This window comes from Streptomyces sp. TG1A-8, from assembly GCF_030499535.1.
In the GTDB taxonomy this organism is placed as follows: domain Bacteria; phylum Actinomycetota; class Actinomycetes; order Streptomycetales; family Streptomycetaceae; genus Streptomyces.
This window is the reverse complement of record NZ_JASTLB010000004.1, coordinates 303,890-320,635: the sequence shown is the minus strand read 5'-3', so window position 1 is coordinate 320,635 and position 16,746 is coordinate 303,890. Positions and strand designations below refer to the sequence as shown.

Sequence of the window (16,746 nt, the reverse complement as noted above, 5' to 3'; positions counted from 1 at the left end):
GCGCAGGGCGGGCGCGCTTCCCCCGTGCGGGCCCGCCGCTACCGGATCCGCCCGCCGCTTACGGCGTCACCGGGTCTTCTTCACCGAGGCGTTCGCCTTCGCGTTCACCTGACGCCGATCGTGGCAACGTCCTTGCCGCTCACGGCGAGGTAGCCGACGAGGCCGAGGATCGCGATCGTCCAGCCGAGGGTGACGGGGCCCAGGCCCAGGCCGAGGCCGCCACGGGCGGAGGAGACCGCCATCCAGTCCGCGAAGGAGGCGCCGAGCGGCCTGGTCACCACATAGGCGGACCAGAAGGCGGCGATCGCGTTCAGCCCCAGCCACCGGTGGGCGACGACCGGGACGGCGATCACGGCGGCGAACACGACGCCGGAGCCGAGGTATCCGAGGCCCGCGGTGGTGGCGGTCAGGTCGCCCGCCGCCGTGCCCAGGGCGAAGGTCGCGAGCACGGCGGCCCAGTAGAACAACTCCCTGCGGCGGGTGTGGACGCTGTGGATGGAGAGCGTCCTCTCACTCGCGTACCAGGTCGCGAAGACCGCCGCGAGAGCGGTCAGGAACAGGGGGGTGGACAACGTGTACGGGACGCCCAGGCCCACGTGCAGCACGTCGGCCGCCATGGTGCCGAAGACGCTGACCATGACGATGGCCGTCCAGTAGATCCATGGCACGTACCGCCGCACGGAGAGCTGAAGGGCGAGTGAGGCGGCGAAGGCGAGGCCGCCGAGGGCGACGGCGGGGATGGGGCCCAGCAGGTGGGCGAGGAAGTCGGAGGCCGTCTCTCCCATGCCGGTGGTCAGGACTTTGATGACCCAGAAGTAGAAGGTGACTTCGGGGACCTTGCTCGCCATGTGGCGTATGCCGAGCGGGGGTTGCTCCTGCTGGAGCTGCGCTGTCCCCATGGCTCGGAACGATGGCGCGACATCACGGTTCACGGAGGACGTCATGGGTGTTGTTCTTGTTCCTTTCGCACGGTGCTTGCCGCCGGTCATGCGCTGCCGCCCGGGACCGGCAGTGGAATCGGGGTGGTGGTTATGGTCATCGGTGTGCCGGAGACCGCTATGAGTGAGATGCGTGGGTGTGTGCCGCCGGGCAGGGCGTGGAAGCCGCCCGGGGCTCGCAGGACGTACCGGGCTCGGGCGTGCGGGCGCAGGACGGCGGGGCCGGACCCGACGGACCACCAGCCGGAGGCGCCCTGCCCCGTGCGGGTGGCGAAGTGCGGGGCGATGGCGGTGCCGGTGGTGTTGGTGGCCTGGACGACCAGTGAGGTGATCCCCGGACGGTGCGGGGACCGGTCGGCGATCGCCGTCCGGTCGATGGTCAGGCGCAGTGGGGGCGGGCTCGCGGCCGCGACGCCCGTGCACAGGAAGGCGGGAGCCAGCAGGCCACAGGCCAGGGCGGCTTTGGCACGGCGGCCACTGACGCGGGGGAGGCGGGGCTGCCAGGCCGTGGCCAGAGCGGATGAGGGGACGGTCGCGGCGGCGGCCAGCCACAGCGGCGTCATCATCAAGAAGTAGCCGTCCTGGGAGCGGGTGGCGAAGTAGAAGGCGCACCAGGGAAGGACGGTCAGCGCCGGGCCGAGCCGCCGCACGAACAGCACGGTGCCGGCGAGCAGGCCGAGGAGCAGCAGGATGCTGGCGTAGGAGTAGTAGTCCAGGCGGCTGCTGCCGTCGGTGAAGTAGTAGGAGATGCCCGTGACGCCCTGTCCGTGCAGGATCGCCTTCTGGGTGAGCGGCAGCAGGCTGCCGGACAGCCAGGCGCCCGGCGCCTGGGCGATGAAGTAGGCGTTGGTCAGCAGCCAGGCCAGGAACGCGCCTCCGGTGTACCGGGCGGTGGTGGCGAGGGCCTGGCGGTGTCCGAGTTCGCCGCGCCGGACGGCGTAGATGCCGACGAGCAGAAACGGCGCCAGGAACCAGGCCAGTTGCTGGGCGGCGCAGGCCAGGCCGAGGCAGACGGCGCGCAGTGCGCCGTGCCGCCCGAGCCGCCCGCCCGCGCCGGTACCGTGCCAGCGGACGACGGCCGGCACGAGCAGGGCGAGTGCGGTGATGGCCGGGTAGCCGGCATGGGCGTAGGTGGGCAGGAACCCGAAGCCCAGGCACACGGCGGTGGCCGCCGACCGCCAGGGCGCCGGGAGCAGGAGCCACAGCACCACGGTGCCCGTCAGGAGAGCCCCGGTGGTCACCAGGGTCGCGGCCGCCGTCGAGTGGAGAACGGCGTGGACGGGGGCGGCGAGCAGGGCGGTCAGCGGCGGATAGCCGTAGGTGTAGTCGGCGCCGCCGGACATCGTCTTGGTGATGCCGACCCTCGGCGTGCCGAACAGCCACGGCCAGGGCTGCCCGTAGATCGGGTGTCCGTGCAGGATCTCGCTCGCCGCCTGCGCGGTGAGCGCCCCCTCGTCGTTGCCCGCGTGGTAGAGCCAGTACCCGCACAGCGCCAGCGTGACCGCCAGCACGAGCACGCCGACGTCGACCCGGGCCAGCGCCCTGCGACTGCGTACCGCCAGGGTGCACACCCCGGCGACGAAGATCCCGGCGTAACAGACGGAGATCACGGCAGCGACGGGCGGCGCGGACAGCATCGCGCTGGTCCACGCGGCCCGGGTGCCGATGAACAGGCTGATCGTGGCGATCAAGGTCATGCCCCGGTGCCACTGCGGCGGCGCGGCGTCCGGCAGACGTGCTTGCAGCGGCACGGTGTGCGGAGGTGCCGTCACGGGGGGCGGATCCACGGCGGTCGTGGTGCCCGTGTGTATGCCTGCCTGCGGATCGTCGTCCATATGGATTCTCCCTGAAAGCAACCCGGCGATCACCTACTACATCTTGTAGAGGAGAGATCGCCGACGGCGGTTCCACAGAGAGGGAAAGGCGCTGCCCATGAACAACGACACCGATGCGGCCCGCATCCTGGTCGTCGTCCCCACGTACAACGAGGCGGACAACATCACCGCCGTGACCAGCAGGCTCCGCTCCGCCGTCCCCCACGCGCATCTGCTGATCGCCGACGACAACAGCCCGGACGGCACCGGAAAGATCGCCGACGAACTGGCGGAGGACGACGACCACGTCCACGTCCTGCACCGTCCCGGCAAGCAGGGCCTGGGCGCCGCCTACCTCGCCGGTTTCCGCTGGGGCATGGAACGCGGCTACGACGTGCTGGTCGAGATGGACGCCGACGGCTCCCACCGCCCCGAGGAACTGCCGCGCCTGCTCTCGGTGCTCGACAGGGGCGCCGACCTGGTTCTCGGCTCCCGCTGGGTGCCCGGGGGCCAGGCGGTCGACTGGCCCGCCTCCCGCAGGTGGCTCTCGCGGGGCGGCAGCGCCTACTCCCGCCTTCTGCTGCGGTTGCCGGTCCGCGATGTGACCGGCGGCTTCCGGGCGTTCCGGCAGCACACACTGGAGGGGATCGGCCTGGAGGACGTCGAGTCCCAGGGGTACTGCTTCCAGGTCGATCTGCTGCGCCGCACGGTCGAGCGGGGATTCCGGGTCGCCGAGGTGCCGATCACCTTCGTGGAGCGGCGGCACGGTGCCAGCAAAATGAACCGGTCCATCGTCACCGAGGCACTGGGGCGCGTCACCGTGTGGGGCCTGCGCTCACGGCTGCAACCGCTCACGCACCTGCGGCGGGCCAGGTGACGAAGAGCGCCTCCGACTTACCCGGAAACGGCTCCCCCCGGACATCGCGCCCAACCACGACGCCGACCCGACACGCGATCCGAACGCCCGATCGCCGCCCGAACACTCCGATTGCCTGGGCCAGTCGACGGCGCGGCGGCGGTGACACCGGCCTCCGGCCGGCGCCCCATCGGATCTGCCACGACCCTCCCGGCGTCCTCGGTCAGTCCTGGCCGACGGCGGCGCCCTCGTGTGTCTGACCGGTGTGCGGCACTGGTGACTGCTGCCCGTGCTGCATGCGGTCCCGCCGCTCATCGGCGTCGGCCCCGTCACCGCGGACGCCGGACCGGTGCCCGGGCGCGGGTCGGTGGGCGGACGCCGCATATGTCGCGTACTGGGCGCTGTCGACCATCGCCTCGCTGTCGGAGGCCGCGTTGGCCAGGCTCGCGCAGCACAGGCCGAGCAGCATCCCGCCCACGACGAAAGGCAGGACGCGGAGCCGGGGCGGTGGCGCCAGCAGGGCCCGAACCCGCTGCGGGACCGCGCCGCCGGTCGCGGCCAGCGCCGCGCCCCGGGACGAGTGCGCGGTGGACGCGAGGGCGGCCCGGGCCACCGCGCGGGCGGCGACCGTACGGTCGCCGGCACGCGCCGCCACCTCGTCGGCCCAGCGCTTCAGGACGAAGTCGCCCGCGGTGGCCAGCGGCCGCAGCAGCGGATTCGCGGCCGCCGCGAGCCGCCAGACGGTCTGGAAGACATGGTGCCCGCACCGCAGATGGGCCCGCTCGTGCGCCAGCAGCGCCTCCCGCTCGCCATCGGCGAGGCAGCGCAGCATGCCCCGGGACACCACGATCCGCCCCGGTGCACCGGGCAGCGCGAACGCCAGCGGGGAGTCGTCATCGAGCACGACCAGCTCGGTGTCGCCGGGCAGCCGCGCGCACTCCCGCCGCGCCCACCTGACGTGGCGGGCCTGGCGTACAGCGGCGGCTGCGAGGGCCACGCTCGCGATGAGCAGGGCGAGCGCGCTGCCCACCGCGATGACGAGGTGCACCGGGTCCGCGGCGCGCAACGCCGACACCGACCAGCGTCCTTCCTCGGCGACCTCGGGCATCTGCGCGAGCCCGGTGAACGCCAGCAGGGCCAGCGACCCCAGCCAGCCGACCACCGTGACCAGCGCAACGCAGGCCAGTGCCCAGGCGGCCGGACACGGAGGCAGCCGCCGCGCCGACCGGGGTGCGAACGCCGCGAGGACGACGGTGAGAAGAAACGGGATGTAGACGCTGATCCGCACCGCTCACGGCCCTTCGCCGGACCGCGTGGCGTGGTCGGCGTGGTCATCCCCGGCCAGCAGCCGTTGCAGCAACTGCCCGTCGCGCTCGGAGAGTTCGGAGACGAACCGGGCCAGCACCGCCTCCCGGTCGGAGCCGTGCTCCAACAGCGTACGCATCTGCTCGGCGGTGTGGGACGCCTCGTCCCGAGCCGGCTCGTACGCGTAACTGCGCCCCTCCCGGTGCCGGACCAGCACCCCTTTGTCGTACAGCCGCGACAGGATCGTCAGCACCGTGGTGTACGCCAGGTCCGCCGGCAGCACTTCCCTGACCTGCCTCGCCGTCAACGAGCCATCGGCTGCCCAGAGAGCAGCCAGCACACTGCTCTCCAACTCCCCCCTGCCCCGCCTGCGGGACGACCCGCCGCCTTCGTCGTGGTGTCCGTCTCGCACTGACCATGCCTCTCTCCGGCCCGGGCTCTCAGGCTAAACCTTCCCCCTCATGAGCGCCGTGCTTGCCTCAACGATCGGCCCGCTGCGTCAGACCACGTCACGGCACGTGGAGGGCAAGCCTGGGGAGCTATCCGCGTGCGTGATCGAGAGGCAGAGGGTGAAGACCTTCACCAGCGTCCCGGCTGGCCGCAAAGCGGAGCAGCGTCGCCGACCCCCTCGGACTGCTTGCTCGCGTGGCTGGCCACGCTCCGTTGCCGACACCCGTCTGATCTCCCGGGTGGGTGCCGCCCGCCCCGCCATCCGCAAAGTCCCATCGGACGGCGGCTCCGCCGGCACTCGTCGAGCACGCCACCCGCCTCGGCATCGACATGGAATCGTACGACTCCACCAGGAGCGGAAGAACATGGAAGTCACCGGGTAGGGCGAGAACGACACACACCGGTCCCGCGCTGCGCCGTCGACAGCGCTACGGCGCCGGCGGCCGCCGCGACGGACAGCACCGCCGCCGCGACCCTCACGACCGCGCCGCTGCAGGCCCGGTCCGTGGAGTCCTGCGGCGCCGGCTCAGCAAAGTCCCGATGAAGGCGCCCGCCCAGGCAAGGGGCGCGGCCACCGGCTCGGGCACCGGCCCGCAACGGCCGCCACTCCACCACGGCAGCCTCCTTCCCCACTGCCCCGCCACCACCCGGCATCACCTCGACGACCGGTCGCGCCCCAACGGCGGGGAAGGCCCCAGAATCCGAACCGGAACCATAACAGCCCCAGGGCCTTCCGCCGGCAGCCCCTTAACGGAGGCAGGTGCTGTCACGTTGGCTGATCGCATGGGATGGTCATGCTCGGGAGGGTCTTGTCGTGGAGAGCGCGTTGCCGTCGTGCAGGGGGCACCGGTACCCGGTGGAGATCATCTCTCATTGCGTGTGGCTGTGCTTCGGGTTCCCGCTCAGCTTCCGTGAGGTCGAGGAGCTGATGCTCGAGCGGGGTGTCATCGTCTCCTGTGAAAGCATCCGCCGCTGGTGCCTGAAGTTCGGCCAGGCCTACGCGAACTCCTTGCGCCGTCGGCGCCCGCAGCCTGGCGACAAGTGGCATCTGAATGAGGCCTTCATCAGCGTCAACGGGGAGCGGAAGTACCTGTGGCGGGCCGTCGGCCAGGACGGGAACGTGCTCGACATCCTGGTCCACAACCGCCGGGACAAGGCCGCGGCCAGGCGGTTCTTCCGCCGGCTCCTCAAGAAGACCGGGTCGACGCCGCGGGGGGATCGTCACCGGCAAGCTCCGCTCCTACGGCGCCGCCCACCGTGAGGTGATGCCCTCGGTGGAGCACCGCTCACACAAAGGGCTGACCAACCGGGCGGAGAACTCACACCAGCCGACCCGGCAACGCGAATGACGTACGACAACGGACACGAACTTCCGTGAGCGGAACTGCGACCCGCGGTCGGAATGAACAATGCATCCGGCGACCTGGCCGCGACGGGCCACTGCGGATTCAAGGGCTCTCACCGCGAGGCTGGATTTCATTCGGGCGTCGATGGAATAGCCCACGATGCGGCCGGAGTACACGTCCTTGATGGCACACAGATACAGCTTGCCCTCGCCGGTTGGGTGCTCGGTGATGTCTGTCAGCCACAACCGGTTCGGCCCGTCGGTGGTGAAGTTCCGCCGCACCAGGTCATCGTGGACCGGTGGCCCGGCTTTGGCGTTCTTGCCGCGGCCTCTTCGCTTGCCGAAGGCGCTCCACCAGCCGTTGTCCCGGCAGATCCGCCAGGCGGTCCGCTCGGCCATCGCCTCGCCGGCGGCGCGGGCCTCGTCGAGCAGGAAGCGGTGGCCGAACTCTGGATCGTCGCGGTGCGCGTCGAACAGGGCGTTGGCCCGGTATGCCTCGGCCATCTCGGCGTCGGTGACCGGTCTGGTCAGCCACCGGTAGTAGGGCTGGCGGGCCAGCCCGAGCACCCGGCACGTCACCGCCACCGGCACCCGGTGAGGGGCAGCGGCGGCGGCCAGCTCGCGGACGAGCGGGTACATCATTTTGCCGGCAGGTTCGCCTGCGATAGATACGCCGCTGCCCTTCTGAGGACCTCGTTCTCCTGCTCCAGCAGCCGGATGCGCTTGCGGGCCTCGCGCAGCTGGGCCGACTCACCCGACGCCGCTGCCGGCCTGGCGCCCTCGTCGGTGTCGGCACGGCGCAGCCACTTCGACAGAGTGATCGGGTGGACGCCGAAGTCGGCGGCGATCTGTTCCAGCGTGACGCCGGGCTCGCGGTTACGCGCGACCCGCACGATGTCCTCGCGGAACTCCTTCGGATACGGCTTGGGCACTGCGACATCCTTCCAGGCCGCCTCTCAGCAAGCCAGGTCAGGTGTCACCTATCCGTGCAGCAGTCCCGGGCTCAGCTCGTGGTTGCCAGCTGTGTCACTCGTATGGATGGCTGGCCTGCGGATTTGCCGCCCTCTCGCATCGGATGCGGTTTTCTCGCACCTGATGCGAGTGACGGAGGGTGGCGGAATGGTGGGGTTCAGCGGGCCGGTGCCGGGGGCGGCGGGGCTGCATATGGTCGACGGAGCACCTCTGCTGCGGCCGGAGGAACAGGTCTTCGCGGCGATGCTGACAGGGTTCGCCAACCAGCAGCTCGCGCGGAATCTGGCCCGGACGACGGTGGAGGGCCGGGAGAACACGGTGAAGGCGTTTGCGGCCTACGTGAACGCCTACCCGTGGCTGTGGACGCCGGCGCTGGTCGACGAGTGGCTCGGTGACCTGCGCTCCCTGCGGGATCTGAAGCGCTCGACGATCCGCTCGTACTCCGAGGCCGTGCGGGCCTTCTGCCACTTCATTACCGATCCGCTCTACGAGTGGACGGCGACCTGCGAGAAGCGGTTCGGCACTCATCCGGTGCAGGTGGTGCACGAGTGGAACACCGCGGTGCACGTCCAGGACAACGAGGCGGACGCGAAGAAGCGCGCGTTCACGAAGGCCGAGCTGCACGCGTTCTTCGCGCACTGCGACGACGAGGTCGCCCGCATCCGGGCCTTCAGCCGCAAGGGCTGGCTGCCCGCATTCCGCGACGCGACGTTGTTCAAGACCGCCTACGCCTACGGACTGCGGCGCAATGAGACGCGGATGCTGGACGCCGCCGACTTCGGCCGCAACCCGCACGGACGCGAGTTCGGCGAGTGCGGCCGGTGCCAGGTCCGGTTCGGCAAGGCGAAGAAGGGCTCGCCGCCCAAGCGCCGCGGGGTGCTGACCGTGTTCGACTGGACCCCGGACGTCCTGGACGAGTGGTTCACCGAGGTCCGCCCGTTGTTCGACACCGACGACAACCCGGCGGCCTGGCCCTCCGAGCGGGGCATGCGGATCGGCTGCCAGCGGCTCAACTCCCGCTTCATCGCCTACCGCAAGGCCCTGGGCCTGGACGACGGACTCGACTTCCACTCCTTCCGAAGGTCCTACGTCACCCACCTCATCGAGGACGGCTGGGACCCGCGCTTCGTCCAGGAGCAGGTCGGCCACGAGCACGCCAGCACCACCTCTCTTTACACCTGCGTCTCCTTGGACTTTCGCACCCGCACCCTGCGGCGGCACCTGGACTCCACCATCGCCGCGGCCCTCCAGACCCAGACCGGGAGGCAAGCATGAAACGCAAGGTGGGATACACGTGGCGGCTGCGCGAGATCATGGCCCAGCAGCAGATCTTCACGGCTACCGAACTGGTGCCGCTGCTGCGCGAGCGGGGCATCGATCTGTCCGCCTCCCAGGTCCACCGCCTGGTCTCCGGCACCCCGGAACGTCTGTCGTTGCAGGTCATGGCCGCGCTCTGCGACATCCTGTCCTGCACCCCGGCCGACCTGGTGGCCACCACCGCCGAAAACGCCGGCGTCCGCAAGACCGCCACCGGAGACCTGCCCGCCCCGCCCGCGAACGTCGCAAAGCTGCGGCCCCGCGCCGCCCGCATCCTGCCCGACGCATGACCCGTTCCCACGCCACCGACGACCAGTACGAACGCTGGTACATGGCGGAGTGCTGCCGCTGCGGCCGCCGCAGACACAAGGCCGGCACCTGGCCGGACGGGTATGTCTGCCGGACCTGCTCGCACCGCGCCGTCCGGACAAGGGGCATCTGCCCGGGATGCGGCCGGGACCGTGCCCTTCCCGGGCTCCGCCCCAGTGACGGGGCTCCGATCTGCACTACCTGCGCCGGCTTCTCCCAGACCTTCGACTGCTCACGGTGCGGATTCGAGGGCAAGCTCCTGGGCGGGCGACTGTGTGAACGCTGCACGCTCACCGACCGCCTCACCGCGCTCCTGGACGACGGCACCAGTCATATCCGTCCCGCGCTGGTCCCGCTGTTCGACCTGCTGGTGGCGATGGACAAACCCAGGAGCGGGCTGGCCTGGCTGGAGATGCGCCGCGGCCAGCCGGGAAACGCCTCACAGTTGCCGCGGCGGCTCGGCCTCGGCCAGGTCCCGCTGACCCACGACGCCTTCCACGAGCTCCAGCCCTGGCGGGCCGCCGCTCATCTGGAAGAACTCCTGATGACCTGCGGAGTCCTGCCCGCGGTCGACAAGTATCTCTGTTCCTTCCAGCGCTGGCTTCCCGGGCACCTGGCCGACATCGCCGATCCCGAGCACGTCAAGACGATCAGACTCTTCGCGACCTGGCGCGTCCTTCCTCGGCTGCGGGCCCGCGCCGAGCGAAGCCACATCACCCCCAGCGTCCGACGGTTCGCCGCCGAGCAGATCAAGTACGCTACCGCCTTCCTGCAATGGCTCGGTGAGCGCAACAGCACCCTCGCGTCCTGCGGCCAGATCGACATCGACGCCTGGTACGCCGAGAACACCGAACACGGCCGCACCTGCCTGCGAGCCTTCCTCAACTGGGCCGTGCAGGGCCGCCACTGCCGACGCTCTCTTTCCATCCCCGCTATGAAGGTCTCCCGGCGGGCCGCACTGAGCGAGGACGAGCGCCTCGATGCCCTCGGCCGACTGCTGACCGACGCGGAGATTCCGATGCGTCTGCGTGTCGCAGGAGTCATCGTGCTCCTCTACGCGCAGCCCGTGAGCCGCATCGTCCGGCTCAGCGTCGACGACGTGATCCGCGTCGGCGAGACCGTGCTGCTGAGGCTCGGGGATCCAGCCTCGCCCGTTCCCGCACCGGTCGCTGACTTGCTGCTGGAGCACATCGCGAACCGCGACAACATGAACACCGCCACCAACCCGGCGTCCCGCTGGCTCTTCCCGGGCCGCCGAGCCGGCCAGCCGTCCCGCCCGGATCATCTGTCCGCGCTCCTGAACGAGGTCGGGGTCCCGGCCGCCGCTGCCCGCGGCACCGCCATCCGCCAGCAGCTCCTCGAACTGCCCGCCCCTGTCGCCGCGGACGCCCTCGGCTACCACGACAATGAGGTTCCCCCGAGATGCGGGGAATGGTGACAACGGGTCAGATGGGTCTCATGAGAGGAGCCCAGACGATGCCTGCGCCGAGGAAGTACCCGCTGGAGTTGCGAGAGCGTGCGGTGCGGATGTACCGGACTGCTGAGCCGAAGCCCGTGATCCGCCGCATGGCCGAGGAACTCGGTGTGCATCACGAGGCCCTGCGGGGCTGGATCCGGCAGGCCGAGGCCGACGCCGGCGAGCGGGATGACCTGCTCACCACCGAGGAGAGGGAAGAGCTCGCCCAGCTGCGACGCGAGGTGCGGGACCTGCGCCGGGCGAATGAGGTCCTGCGGACGGCCTCGGCTTTTTTCGCCGCGCAGCTCGACCCGACCCGGCCCAGGTAAGAACGCTCCTCGACGAGCACCCGCACCTGGGGGTCGAGCCCGTCCTGCGGGAACTGCACATCCCCTCCTCCACCTACTACCGCTGGCGCCAGGCCGAGAAGGAGCCCTGTGAACGGATCCGCCAGGACACCGAGCTGATCGGACAGATTCGGCAGATCCACCGGGACTCCGGCGGCATCTACGGATCACCCAGGATCCATGCCGTCCTGAAACGCGAGGGTGTCCACGTCGGCCGCAAGCGGGTCGAGCGGCTCATGCGCCAGGCCGGCCTGGCCGGGATCAGCCCGCGGCGGAGCAAGGGCTTCACCCGCCGGGACCCGGACGCCGAAATCGCCCCTGACCTGGTGCAACGTGACTTCACGGCACGCGCACCGAACCGGCTGTGGGTCACCGATCTGACCATGGTCTCCACTCTGGAGGGACCGCTCTGGCTATCGGCGATCCGCGATGCCTTCTCCCGCAGAGTCGTGGCCTGGGAGACCTCTGCCCGCGCGGACGCCGACCTGGTCCTCACCTCCCTGGAGTACGCGCTGGCCAGCCGCGAGGTCGCCCCCGGCGAACTCGTCCACCATGCCGACCACGGCACGCAATATACGTCCATCAAGCTCACAACGCGCCTGGTCAGAGCGGGTATCCAGGCGTCCATGGGCTCAGTCGGCGACTCATACGACAATGCCTTGGCGGAGAACCTGTGGATGCTGGTCAAGACGGAGTGCATCCGCGGCCGCGTCTTCGCGACCAGAGCTGAGGCCAACCTCGCGCTCTTCGAGTACATCGACGGCTTCTACAACCCCCGCCGCATCCAGAAGCGGCTCGGCTACCTCAGCCCCATCGAGTTCGAGGAGAAGCACTACGCCGACCAGGCAGCAGCCGAACAAGTGAACCTGAAACCACGTCAAGCCGCCCTGACCAGCTAGTCAGCCACTCCCGCACAGCGGGGGAACCTCACAAAACCACCAGCCGCCTGATCAGAGAGACCGGCGGGACATGGAGCCGATACGCCGCCGGCGATCACACGGACGACCATGCACACGCCCAGACCTGTGCCCGCGGAACGTGAAGGCAGGCTGGTGCACCGACCTGCTAAGATCTCCGTCAGTAGTGAGCCTTCCTGGCCCGGATACAACATCCGCCCAGGGAGGCTTTTTTCATGGCCCCGGCGCCGCTTATCCGGAGACCAGCGCTCATCAAACAGGCGTCAGCCCCAAGCCTCGGTATCACCCGACCCGGGCATGCGGGGCGCGCGCCGGTTGGCCACCTCTGCAAAGGAGTCACGTGCCAGACGTATCCATTCGCCTCGCAGGCATCGCCGACCGCCCCGTAGTGGAGCGGCTATGGCTGATGTTCCGCCATGACATGTCGGAGTTCGACAGTCTGCTGCCCAACACTGACGGAACCTTCCGCAGCGACCGGCTCCACATGGCCTTCTCTGAGCCCGACTGGGCGCCATACCTCCTCACAAGCGGTGACAGCCCCGCTGGGTTCGCGTTCGTCCGCAGTCTGACCGCACCGACACGGGTGCTGAACAGCTTTTTCGTGGTGCGCGGCGCACGGCGGACAAGGATCGGGCTGCACGCTGTTCAGGAGATCGCGGCCAGACACCCAGGCTCGTGGGAAGTCGCGTTTCAGGATGCCAACATCGCCGCGGTGCACTTCTGGCGTCGCGTCGCCACGGAGATCGCCGACGACGCATGGACAGAGGAACGCAGACCGACACCAGGTCGGCCCGACCTGCCTCCTGACGTCTGGATCTCGTTCAACACCCCTGCGAAGACGCACGACTGAGCATCAAAGCGGGGAAGCCGCCGAGCACACTCGGCGGCACCGCCCACGCTGGCTGGGCAAGGCAATGGGGGTCACCGAGCTGCTTTCGCTACACACCGTCAACATCGCCCTCGCTGCACCCAAGAACTGGCGACAGTTGAATACGCGAGCCCACCAATACACCAGTCCCGAGGCCGGCCCCTTAACCGGGCACGTCCATACGCTGCGTGCCAATCACGGAAAGTAGCCGTAGCGCCTCCTCTGCGGGAGAACCGGGCTCGACCGTATAGAGCACGAGCTGTTGGTCCTGGTCGGTGATGTCGAGGAGGTCGCAGTTGAGGGCGATGGGGCCGATCAGTGGATGGTTGACGGTCTTGCGCAGGGTGGGCTCGGGGCGCACGTCGTGGGCGGCCCACAGCCGGGCGAACTCCGCGCTGCCGGAGAGGAGGTCACCAACCAGCTTGGCCACCTCGGGGTCGTCGGGGTAGCGGGCGGCAGTGGCCCGCAGGCGCCGGGCTGCAGCGCGGGCGAACGCCTCCGCGTCGAACGGGTCGTACAGCAGCCGCTCCCGCGATGGCGGTGCGAGGTAGGCACGGCGCACGAGGTTGCGCTCGTGCCGGGGGAGAGGGGAGAAGTCCTCCAGGAGGGCGGCGGCCATGTCGTTCCAGGCGATCACCTCGTAGGTCGCGGAGAGCACGATCGCCGCGGTGTGCGGCAACCGCCGCAGCAGGTCGAGGATGCTCCGCGGCACTTCACGTGAGGGCCCGGTCGGCGGGCCGGGCGGCGCGCCGGCGAGGTGGTGCAGGTGGTCGCGCTCGGCGTCCGACAGGCGCAGGGCTCGGGCTAGGCCGGCGAGTACCTCGCGCGACGGACGCGGGCCGCGGGCCTGCTCCAGCCGCGTGTAGTACTCGGTCGAGATGAACGCCAGATGCGCCACCTCCTCGCGGCGCAGCCCCGGTGTGCGGCGGCGCGGCCCGGCGGGCACGCCCACGTCGGCAGGGGCGATGCGCTCGCGCCTGCTGCGCAGGAAGCCGGCCAGCTCTCGTCTGTCCATACCTCCAGTGTGCGCTCGGCCGCGGAGCCGATCCAGGCACTAGCGGTGCCTGGATCGGCTCCGCGGCCGAGCGCAGGCTTGCTGCCATGAACAACGCACGGATCACCCGCACCTCCATGCCCACCGGCGTGGGCCTGTTGTTAACGGTGGCGCGCATCCAACCAGTCCCGGCGCGCACAGCATCCCCCGGCCAGTGATACCGAGCCGACGAATTGCACCTTATCAACCAGAAAGGGACATAAATCATGATCAAAATGGTCATCACATTGAAGCGTCGCGAGGGTATGACTCATGACGAGTTCACCCACTACCAGCGGAACATTCACAGGCCGCTGCTCATGTCCATCCCGGAGGCGGAGCAGTACATCCGCCGATTCGTGGTGTCTTATCCCGTCCCCGCCCCGAACTATCCCGAGCCGGACTATGACTCGGTGGTCGAGGCGTGGTTCGACACGATGGACGACCTCAACGCGTTCTACTTCTGCGAGAACTTCCTGAAGAATGTCGACCCAGATCATGAGAACTTCATCGACTTGAACGCCTTTGGACGCATCATCTCCGAAGAGGAAGTCGTCATCGGCTGAGGGCCAGTAACTGCTGGTCACGGAGCCGCCTATTGATCTTTAACTGGTGTTGTCGGGCAGGGCTGTTTCGAGTGTGAGGCCGGTTCCGGCGAGGCAGCCGTCGATGATGTCGGGCCGGTACTGGAGTGATTTCAGCTTGCGTTTCACCGCGCGGAGGAGTTCGTCGAAGGTCTGGGCGGTGAGGTTGCCGAGGTCGCGTTTCAGAAGGGACCAGATGCCTTCCTGCGGGTTCAGGTCAGGTGCGTAGGGCGGCATTTGGACCACGGTCAGCCAGTCGGTCTTCTCGATGAACTCCCGTAAGGGGCGGACGAGGTGGGTGGCCAGGTTGTCCCAGATGAGGATGACCGGGCCGCCGAGCTGCTGGTGGGCCCGGCGGATCAGGTCGCGGTAGTCCTTCCAGGTCAGACTCTTCAGCTCGCCCCTGCGGCCACGGTGGGTGCGTAGGTGAGGGAAGAACCGGGACCGGCGGCCCGGTCTGTAGCAGACCACGCCGGCGACGTGGATCCTGCCGGTTCCCCCGCCGCGGACCCTCACCACGGGGGTGACGCCCCAGGGCGCCCAGGTCTTCGCACGCGGCGGCCTCACCGACTGCCCGGACCCGTCCTCGAACAGGACCCAGGCCCCCAAGGCCGCCGCCATCCTTTTACCTCCGGCCAGGTCTCCTCCTTCCACACCTGCACGGCCTCCTCGTCCCGCTCAGTCGCCCGGCGGGCCGGCTGCTGCCAGGACCAGCCGTGCCGCCGCAGGAGTTTCCACGTGCCCTCGACCGTGTACGACACATGGAACAACCGGCCGATCACCACCTTCACCCGGGCCATGAGCCAGCGGACCACGGGCCAACTCCCGCTCAAGCCCGGCGATCTGCTCACCCGGCAACCGTGGACGGCCCGGCGATCCCCTCGACACCAAACCGGCCTCACGCCGCTCCCGCCAGGCCTTGCGCCACCGCTCGACCGACCGCACCGACACCCGCAGCTCCGCCGCGATCCTCGCGTTCGCCTGTCCCGCCTCGAACCGGGCCCCGGCCTCCAGCCGGATCCGTTCCCGGGCCGCCCACTCCTTGTCGGACAGCCCACCCCCTCGCACATATCTCACACCACATTGAGATAGCGCACACAGCAGCAGACTGCCAGCCGAACCGGGACGACATCACCCGTTCAAAATCAGTAACGCTAAATCCCGTTCCGATACTCCCCCCAAGGGCCAGGGCAGGTCCTTGACGCTGCCGTCGGCCGCGCGCCGCACCCAGGGCTGCCCGCCGAAGTTGATCTCGGGGTAGATGCACACGTAGCCGGACGGGCAGTCGATTTCCGCCTCGGGCCGCGCCGTGCCGGTCTCGTGGGAAGCGGAGGCCGGGGTCGCCAGCGGACAGAGGGCCAGGGCGGCGACGGCCGCGGCACGCATCATGTTTTTGATCACGGCACTACACATACTGGCCGGCGGGCCGTGCCGGGCCTGTTCCCCCGCGGGTTCACCCCAGCAGCCGAGCAAGGAGCCAGCGCGACACGTCCGGTGCCGCTGTCACCTGGCCCAAACGGTCGCCACTGCCGGAGAAGGGGGGCGCAGAGCCGGGACGCTGAGGGGGTGCCTGGGTTTGCCGGGAGGGTCCTCTCCGTCGTCTCCCCGCCCGCACCTTCACCACTCGGGGTTGACCGCTGCGCGTCTCCGACTTACATGCTCCGCTGCGGGCCAGGACGGCGGCGGTCGTATCGCGGGCCGGTTGGTCAATCACGCCTTGGTGAACTCCTTCGAGTTGAGCAGCCCGGAGCCGAGGGACCATAGGGCGAACATGTGCTCACCTGTGCTCAGCGAGGAGCGGTACCGCCCTGAGACTCTGCCTCCAGGAGCGCGAGCAGCCCGGGGAATCTCTTCTCAATGTCCGCGCGTCGTAGTCGGATGCCCTTGCGGTTGCCGTAGTCGATCTCGTCAATGAGACCTGCCTCGCGTAGGACCCGAAAGTGGTGGGTCTGGGTCTGCTTCGAGATCGGAAGATCGAACGAGTTGCACCCCCGCTCGTTGTCGCTGCGGTCGGCGGCCAACTTCGTCATCACCGAACGACGGTGCTCGTCGGCGAGGGCGCGAAACACCGCACCCAGATCGAGCACATCGGTCTCCGGGCCGACCATGTTCTTCCCGGCCACGCGGCACCCCCTTCAGGTACGACTTGAATCGTACCTGAAGGGTGTGCTCCACTGAGGTACGAAATTTTTCGTACCTCAGTTCCGGTTGCGCTGCCCCGTGCCGCCGCTCCCC

At 69.3% G+C, this 16,746-nt stretch carries 16 protein-coding genes and 3 pseudogenes; 9 read left to right on the top strand and 10 right to left on the bottom strand.

Annotation, left to right across the window (positions count from 1 at the left end):
- Positions 1 to 104: 104 nt before the first annotated feature.
- Both QQY24_RS33565 and QQY24_RS33560 read right to left on the bottom strand, forming a co-directional pair.
- Entirely contained in the window at positions 105 to 899 is a 795-nt protein-coding gene (locus QQY24_RS33565; RefSeq protein ID WP_301976707.1) for a hypothetical protein, read from the bottom strand.
- A gap of 86 nt (positions 900 to 985) precedes the next feature.
- Positions 986 to 2,635 (bottom strand): hypothetical protein, encoded by a 1,650-nt coding sequence (locus QQY24_RS33560; RefSeq protein WP_301976874.1) that lies wholly within the window; start codon positions 2,633 to 2,635, stop codon positions 986 to 988.
- Between the two features lie 235 nt (positions 2,636 to 2,870).
- On the opposite strand from QQY24_RS33560, the gene QQY24_RS33555 reads away from it, so the two are divergent.
- Complete coding sequence (locus QQY24_RS33555) at positions 2,871 to 3,629, top strand: polyprenol monophosphomannose synthase (RefSeq protein ID WP_301976706.1); 759 nt, start codon at positions 2,871 to 2,873, stop codon at positions 3,627 to 3,629.
- A 202-nt stretch (positions 3,630 to 3,831) separates the two neighbouring features.
- Here QQY24_RS33555 and QQY24_RS33550 read toward each other — a convergent pair whose 3' ends face one another.
- Together QQY24_RS33550 and QQY24_RS33545 are read right to left on the bottom strand one after the other, a co-directional pair.
- Complete coding sequence (locus tag QQY24_RS33550; protein ID WP_301976705.1) at positions 3,832 to 4,896, bottom strand: M56 family metallopeptidase; 1,065 nt, start codon at positions 4,894 to 4,896, stop codon at positions 3,832 to 3,834.
- 3 nt (positions 4,897 to 4,899) lie between these two features.
- The gene (locus QQY24_RS33545; protein ID WP_301976704.1) at positions 4,900 to 5,265 is read right to left on the bottom strand and encodes a BlaI/MecI/CopY family transcriptional regulator; all 366 of its coding nucleotides are present in this window, start codon (positions 5,263 to 5,265) and stop codon (positions 4,900 to 4,902) included.
- A gap of 912 nt (positions 5,266 to 6,177) precedes the next feature.
- Between QQY24_RS33545 and QQY24_RS33540 the strand changes: the two are divergent.
- A pseudogene (locus QQY24_RS33540) lies at positions 6,178 to 6,709 on the top strand (IS6 family transposase); the annotation flags it as partial.
- Here QQY24_RS33540 and QQY24_RS33535 read toward each other — a convergent pair.
- Positions 6,709 to 7,640: pseudogene (locus tag QQY24_RS33535) on the bottom strand (IS3 family transposase); the annotation flags it as partial. The pseudogenes QQY24_RS33540 and QQY24_RS33535 sit on opposite strands and share 1 nt — an antisense overlap.
- A gap of 187 nt (positions 7,641 to 7,827) precedes the next feature.
- On the opposite strand from QQY24_RS33535, the gene QQY24_RS33530 reads away from it, so the two are divergent.
- From QQY24_RS33530 to QQY24_RS33505, 6 genes are all read left to right on the top strand, one after another.
- Complete coding sequence (locus tag QQY24_RS33530; RefSeq protein WP_301976703.1) at positions 7,828 to 8,955, top strand: site-specific integrase; 1,128 nt, start codon at positions 7,828 to 7,830, stop codon at positions 8,953 to 8,955.
- Positions 8,952 to 9,287 (top strand): helix-turn-helix transcriptional regulator, encoded by a 336-nt coding sequence (locus QQY24_RS33525; RefSeq protein WP_301976702.1) that lies wholly within the window; start codon positions 8,952 to 8,954, stop codon positions 9,285 to 9,287. The genes QQY24_RS33530 and QQY24_RS33525 overlap by 4 nt, the downstream gene beginning before the upstream one ends.
- A complete protein-coding gene (locus tag QQY24_RS33520) occupies positions 9,284 to 10,744 on the top strand; it encodes a hypothetical protein (RefSeq protein ID WP_301976701.1) in 1,461 nt (486 codons plus the stop codon). The genes QQY24_RS33525 and QQY24_RS33520 overlap by 4 nt, the downstream gene beginning before the upstream one ends.
- Before the next feature lie 38 nt (positions 10,745 to 10,782).
- Positions 10,783 to 11,091, top strand: coding sequence for a transposase (locus QQY24_RS33515; protein ID WP_301970667.1), 309 nt, complete (start codon positions 10,783 to 10,785; stop codon positions 11,089 to 11,091).
- A 26-nt stretch (positions 11,092 to 11,117) separates the two neighbouring features.
- The gene (locus QQY24_RS33510; RefSeq protein WP_367658030.1) at positions 11,118 to 12,008 is read left to right on the top strand and encodes an IS3 family transposase; all 891 of its coding nucleotides are present in this window, start codon (positions 11,118 to 11,120) and stop codon (positions 12,006 to 12,008) included.
- A 358-nt stretch (positions 12,009 to 12,366) separates the two neighbouring features.
- A complete protein-coding gene (locus tag QQY24_RS33505) occupies positions 12,367 to 12,876 on the top strand; it encodes a GNAT family N-acetyltransferase (protein ID WP_301976700.1) in 510 nt (169 codons plus the stop codon).
- A gap of 181 nt (positions 12,877 to 13,057) precedes the next feature.
- Here the strand turns inward: QQY24_RS33505 and QQY24_RS33500 are convergent, their stop codons facing one another.
- Entirely contained in the window at positions 13,058 to 13,909 is an 852-nt protein-coding gene (locus QQY24_RS33500) for a helix-turn-helix transcriptional regulator (protein WP_301976699.1), read from the bottom strand.
- A gap of 245 nt (positions 13,910 to 14,154) precedes the next feature.
- Between QQY24_RS33500 and QQY24_RS33495 the strand changes: the two genes are divergently transcribed.
- Positions 14,155 to 14,493 (top strand): EthD domain-containing protein, encoded by a 339-nt coding sequence (locus tag QQY24_RS33495; RefSeq protein ID WP_301976698.1) that lies wholly within the window; start codon positions 14,155 to 14,157, stop codon positions 14,491 to 14,493.
- Between the two features lie 39 nt (positions 14,494 to 14,532).
- On the opposite strand, the gene QQY24_RS33490 is transcribed toward QQY24_RS33495, so the two are convergent.
- From QQY24_RS33490 to QQY24_RS33475, 4 genes and pseudogenes are all read right to left on the bottom strand, one after another.
- The gene (locus QQY24_RS33490; RefSeq protein WP_301976697.1) at positions 14,533 to 15,132 is read right to left on the bottom strand and encodes a transposase; all 600 of its coding nucleotides are present in this window, start codon (positions 15,130 to 15,132) and stop codon (positions 14,533 to 14,535) included.
- Positions 15,075 to 15,588: pseudogene (locus tag QQY24_RS33485) on the bottom strand (winged helix-turn-helix domain-containing protein). The gene QQY24_RS33490 and the pseudogene QQY24_RS33485 overlap by 58 nt, the downstream one beginning before the upstream one ends.
- 54 nt (positions 15,589 to 15,642) lie before the next feature.
- The gene (locus tag QQY24_RS33480) at positions 15,643 to 15,912 is read right to left on the bottom strand and encodes a peptidase inhibitor family I36 protein (RefSeq protein WP_301976696.1); all 270 of its coding nucleotides are present in this window, start codon (positions 15,910 to 15,912) and stop codon (positions 15,643 to 15,645) included.
- Positions 15,913 to 16,298: 386 nt separating this feature from the next.
- On the bottom strand, positions 16,299 to 16,634 hold the full coding sequence (locus tag QQY24_RS33475) for a helix-turn-helix transcriptional regulator (protein WP_301976694.1): 336 nt from the start codon (positions 16,632 to 16,634) through the stop codon (positions 16,299 to 16,301).
- Positions 16,635 to 16,746: the final 112 nt, after the last annotated feature.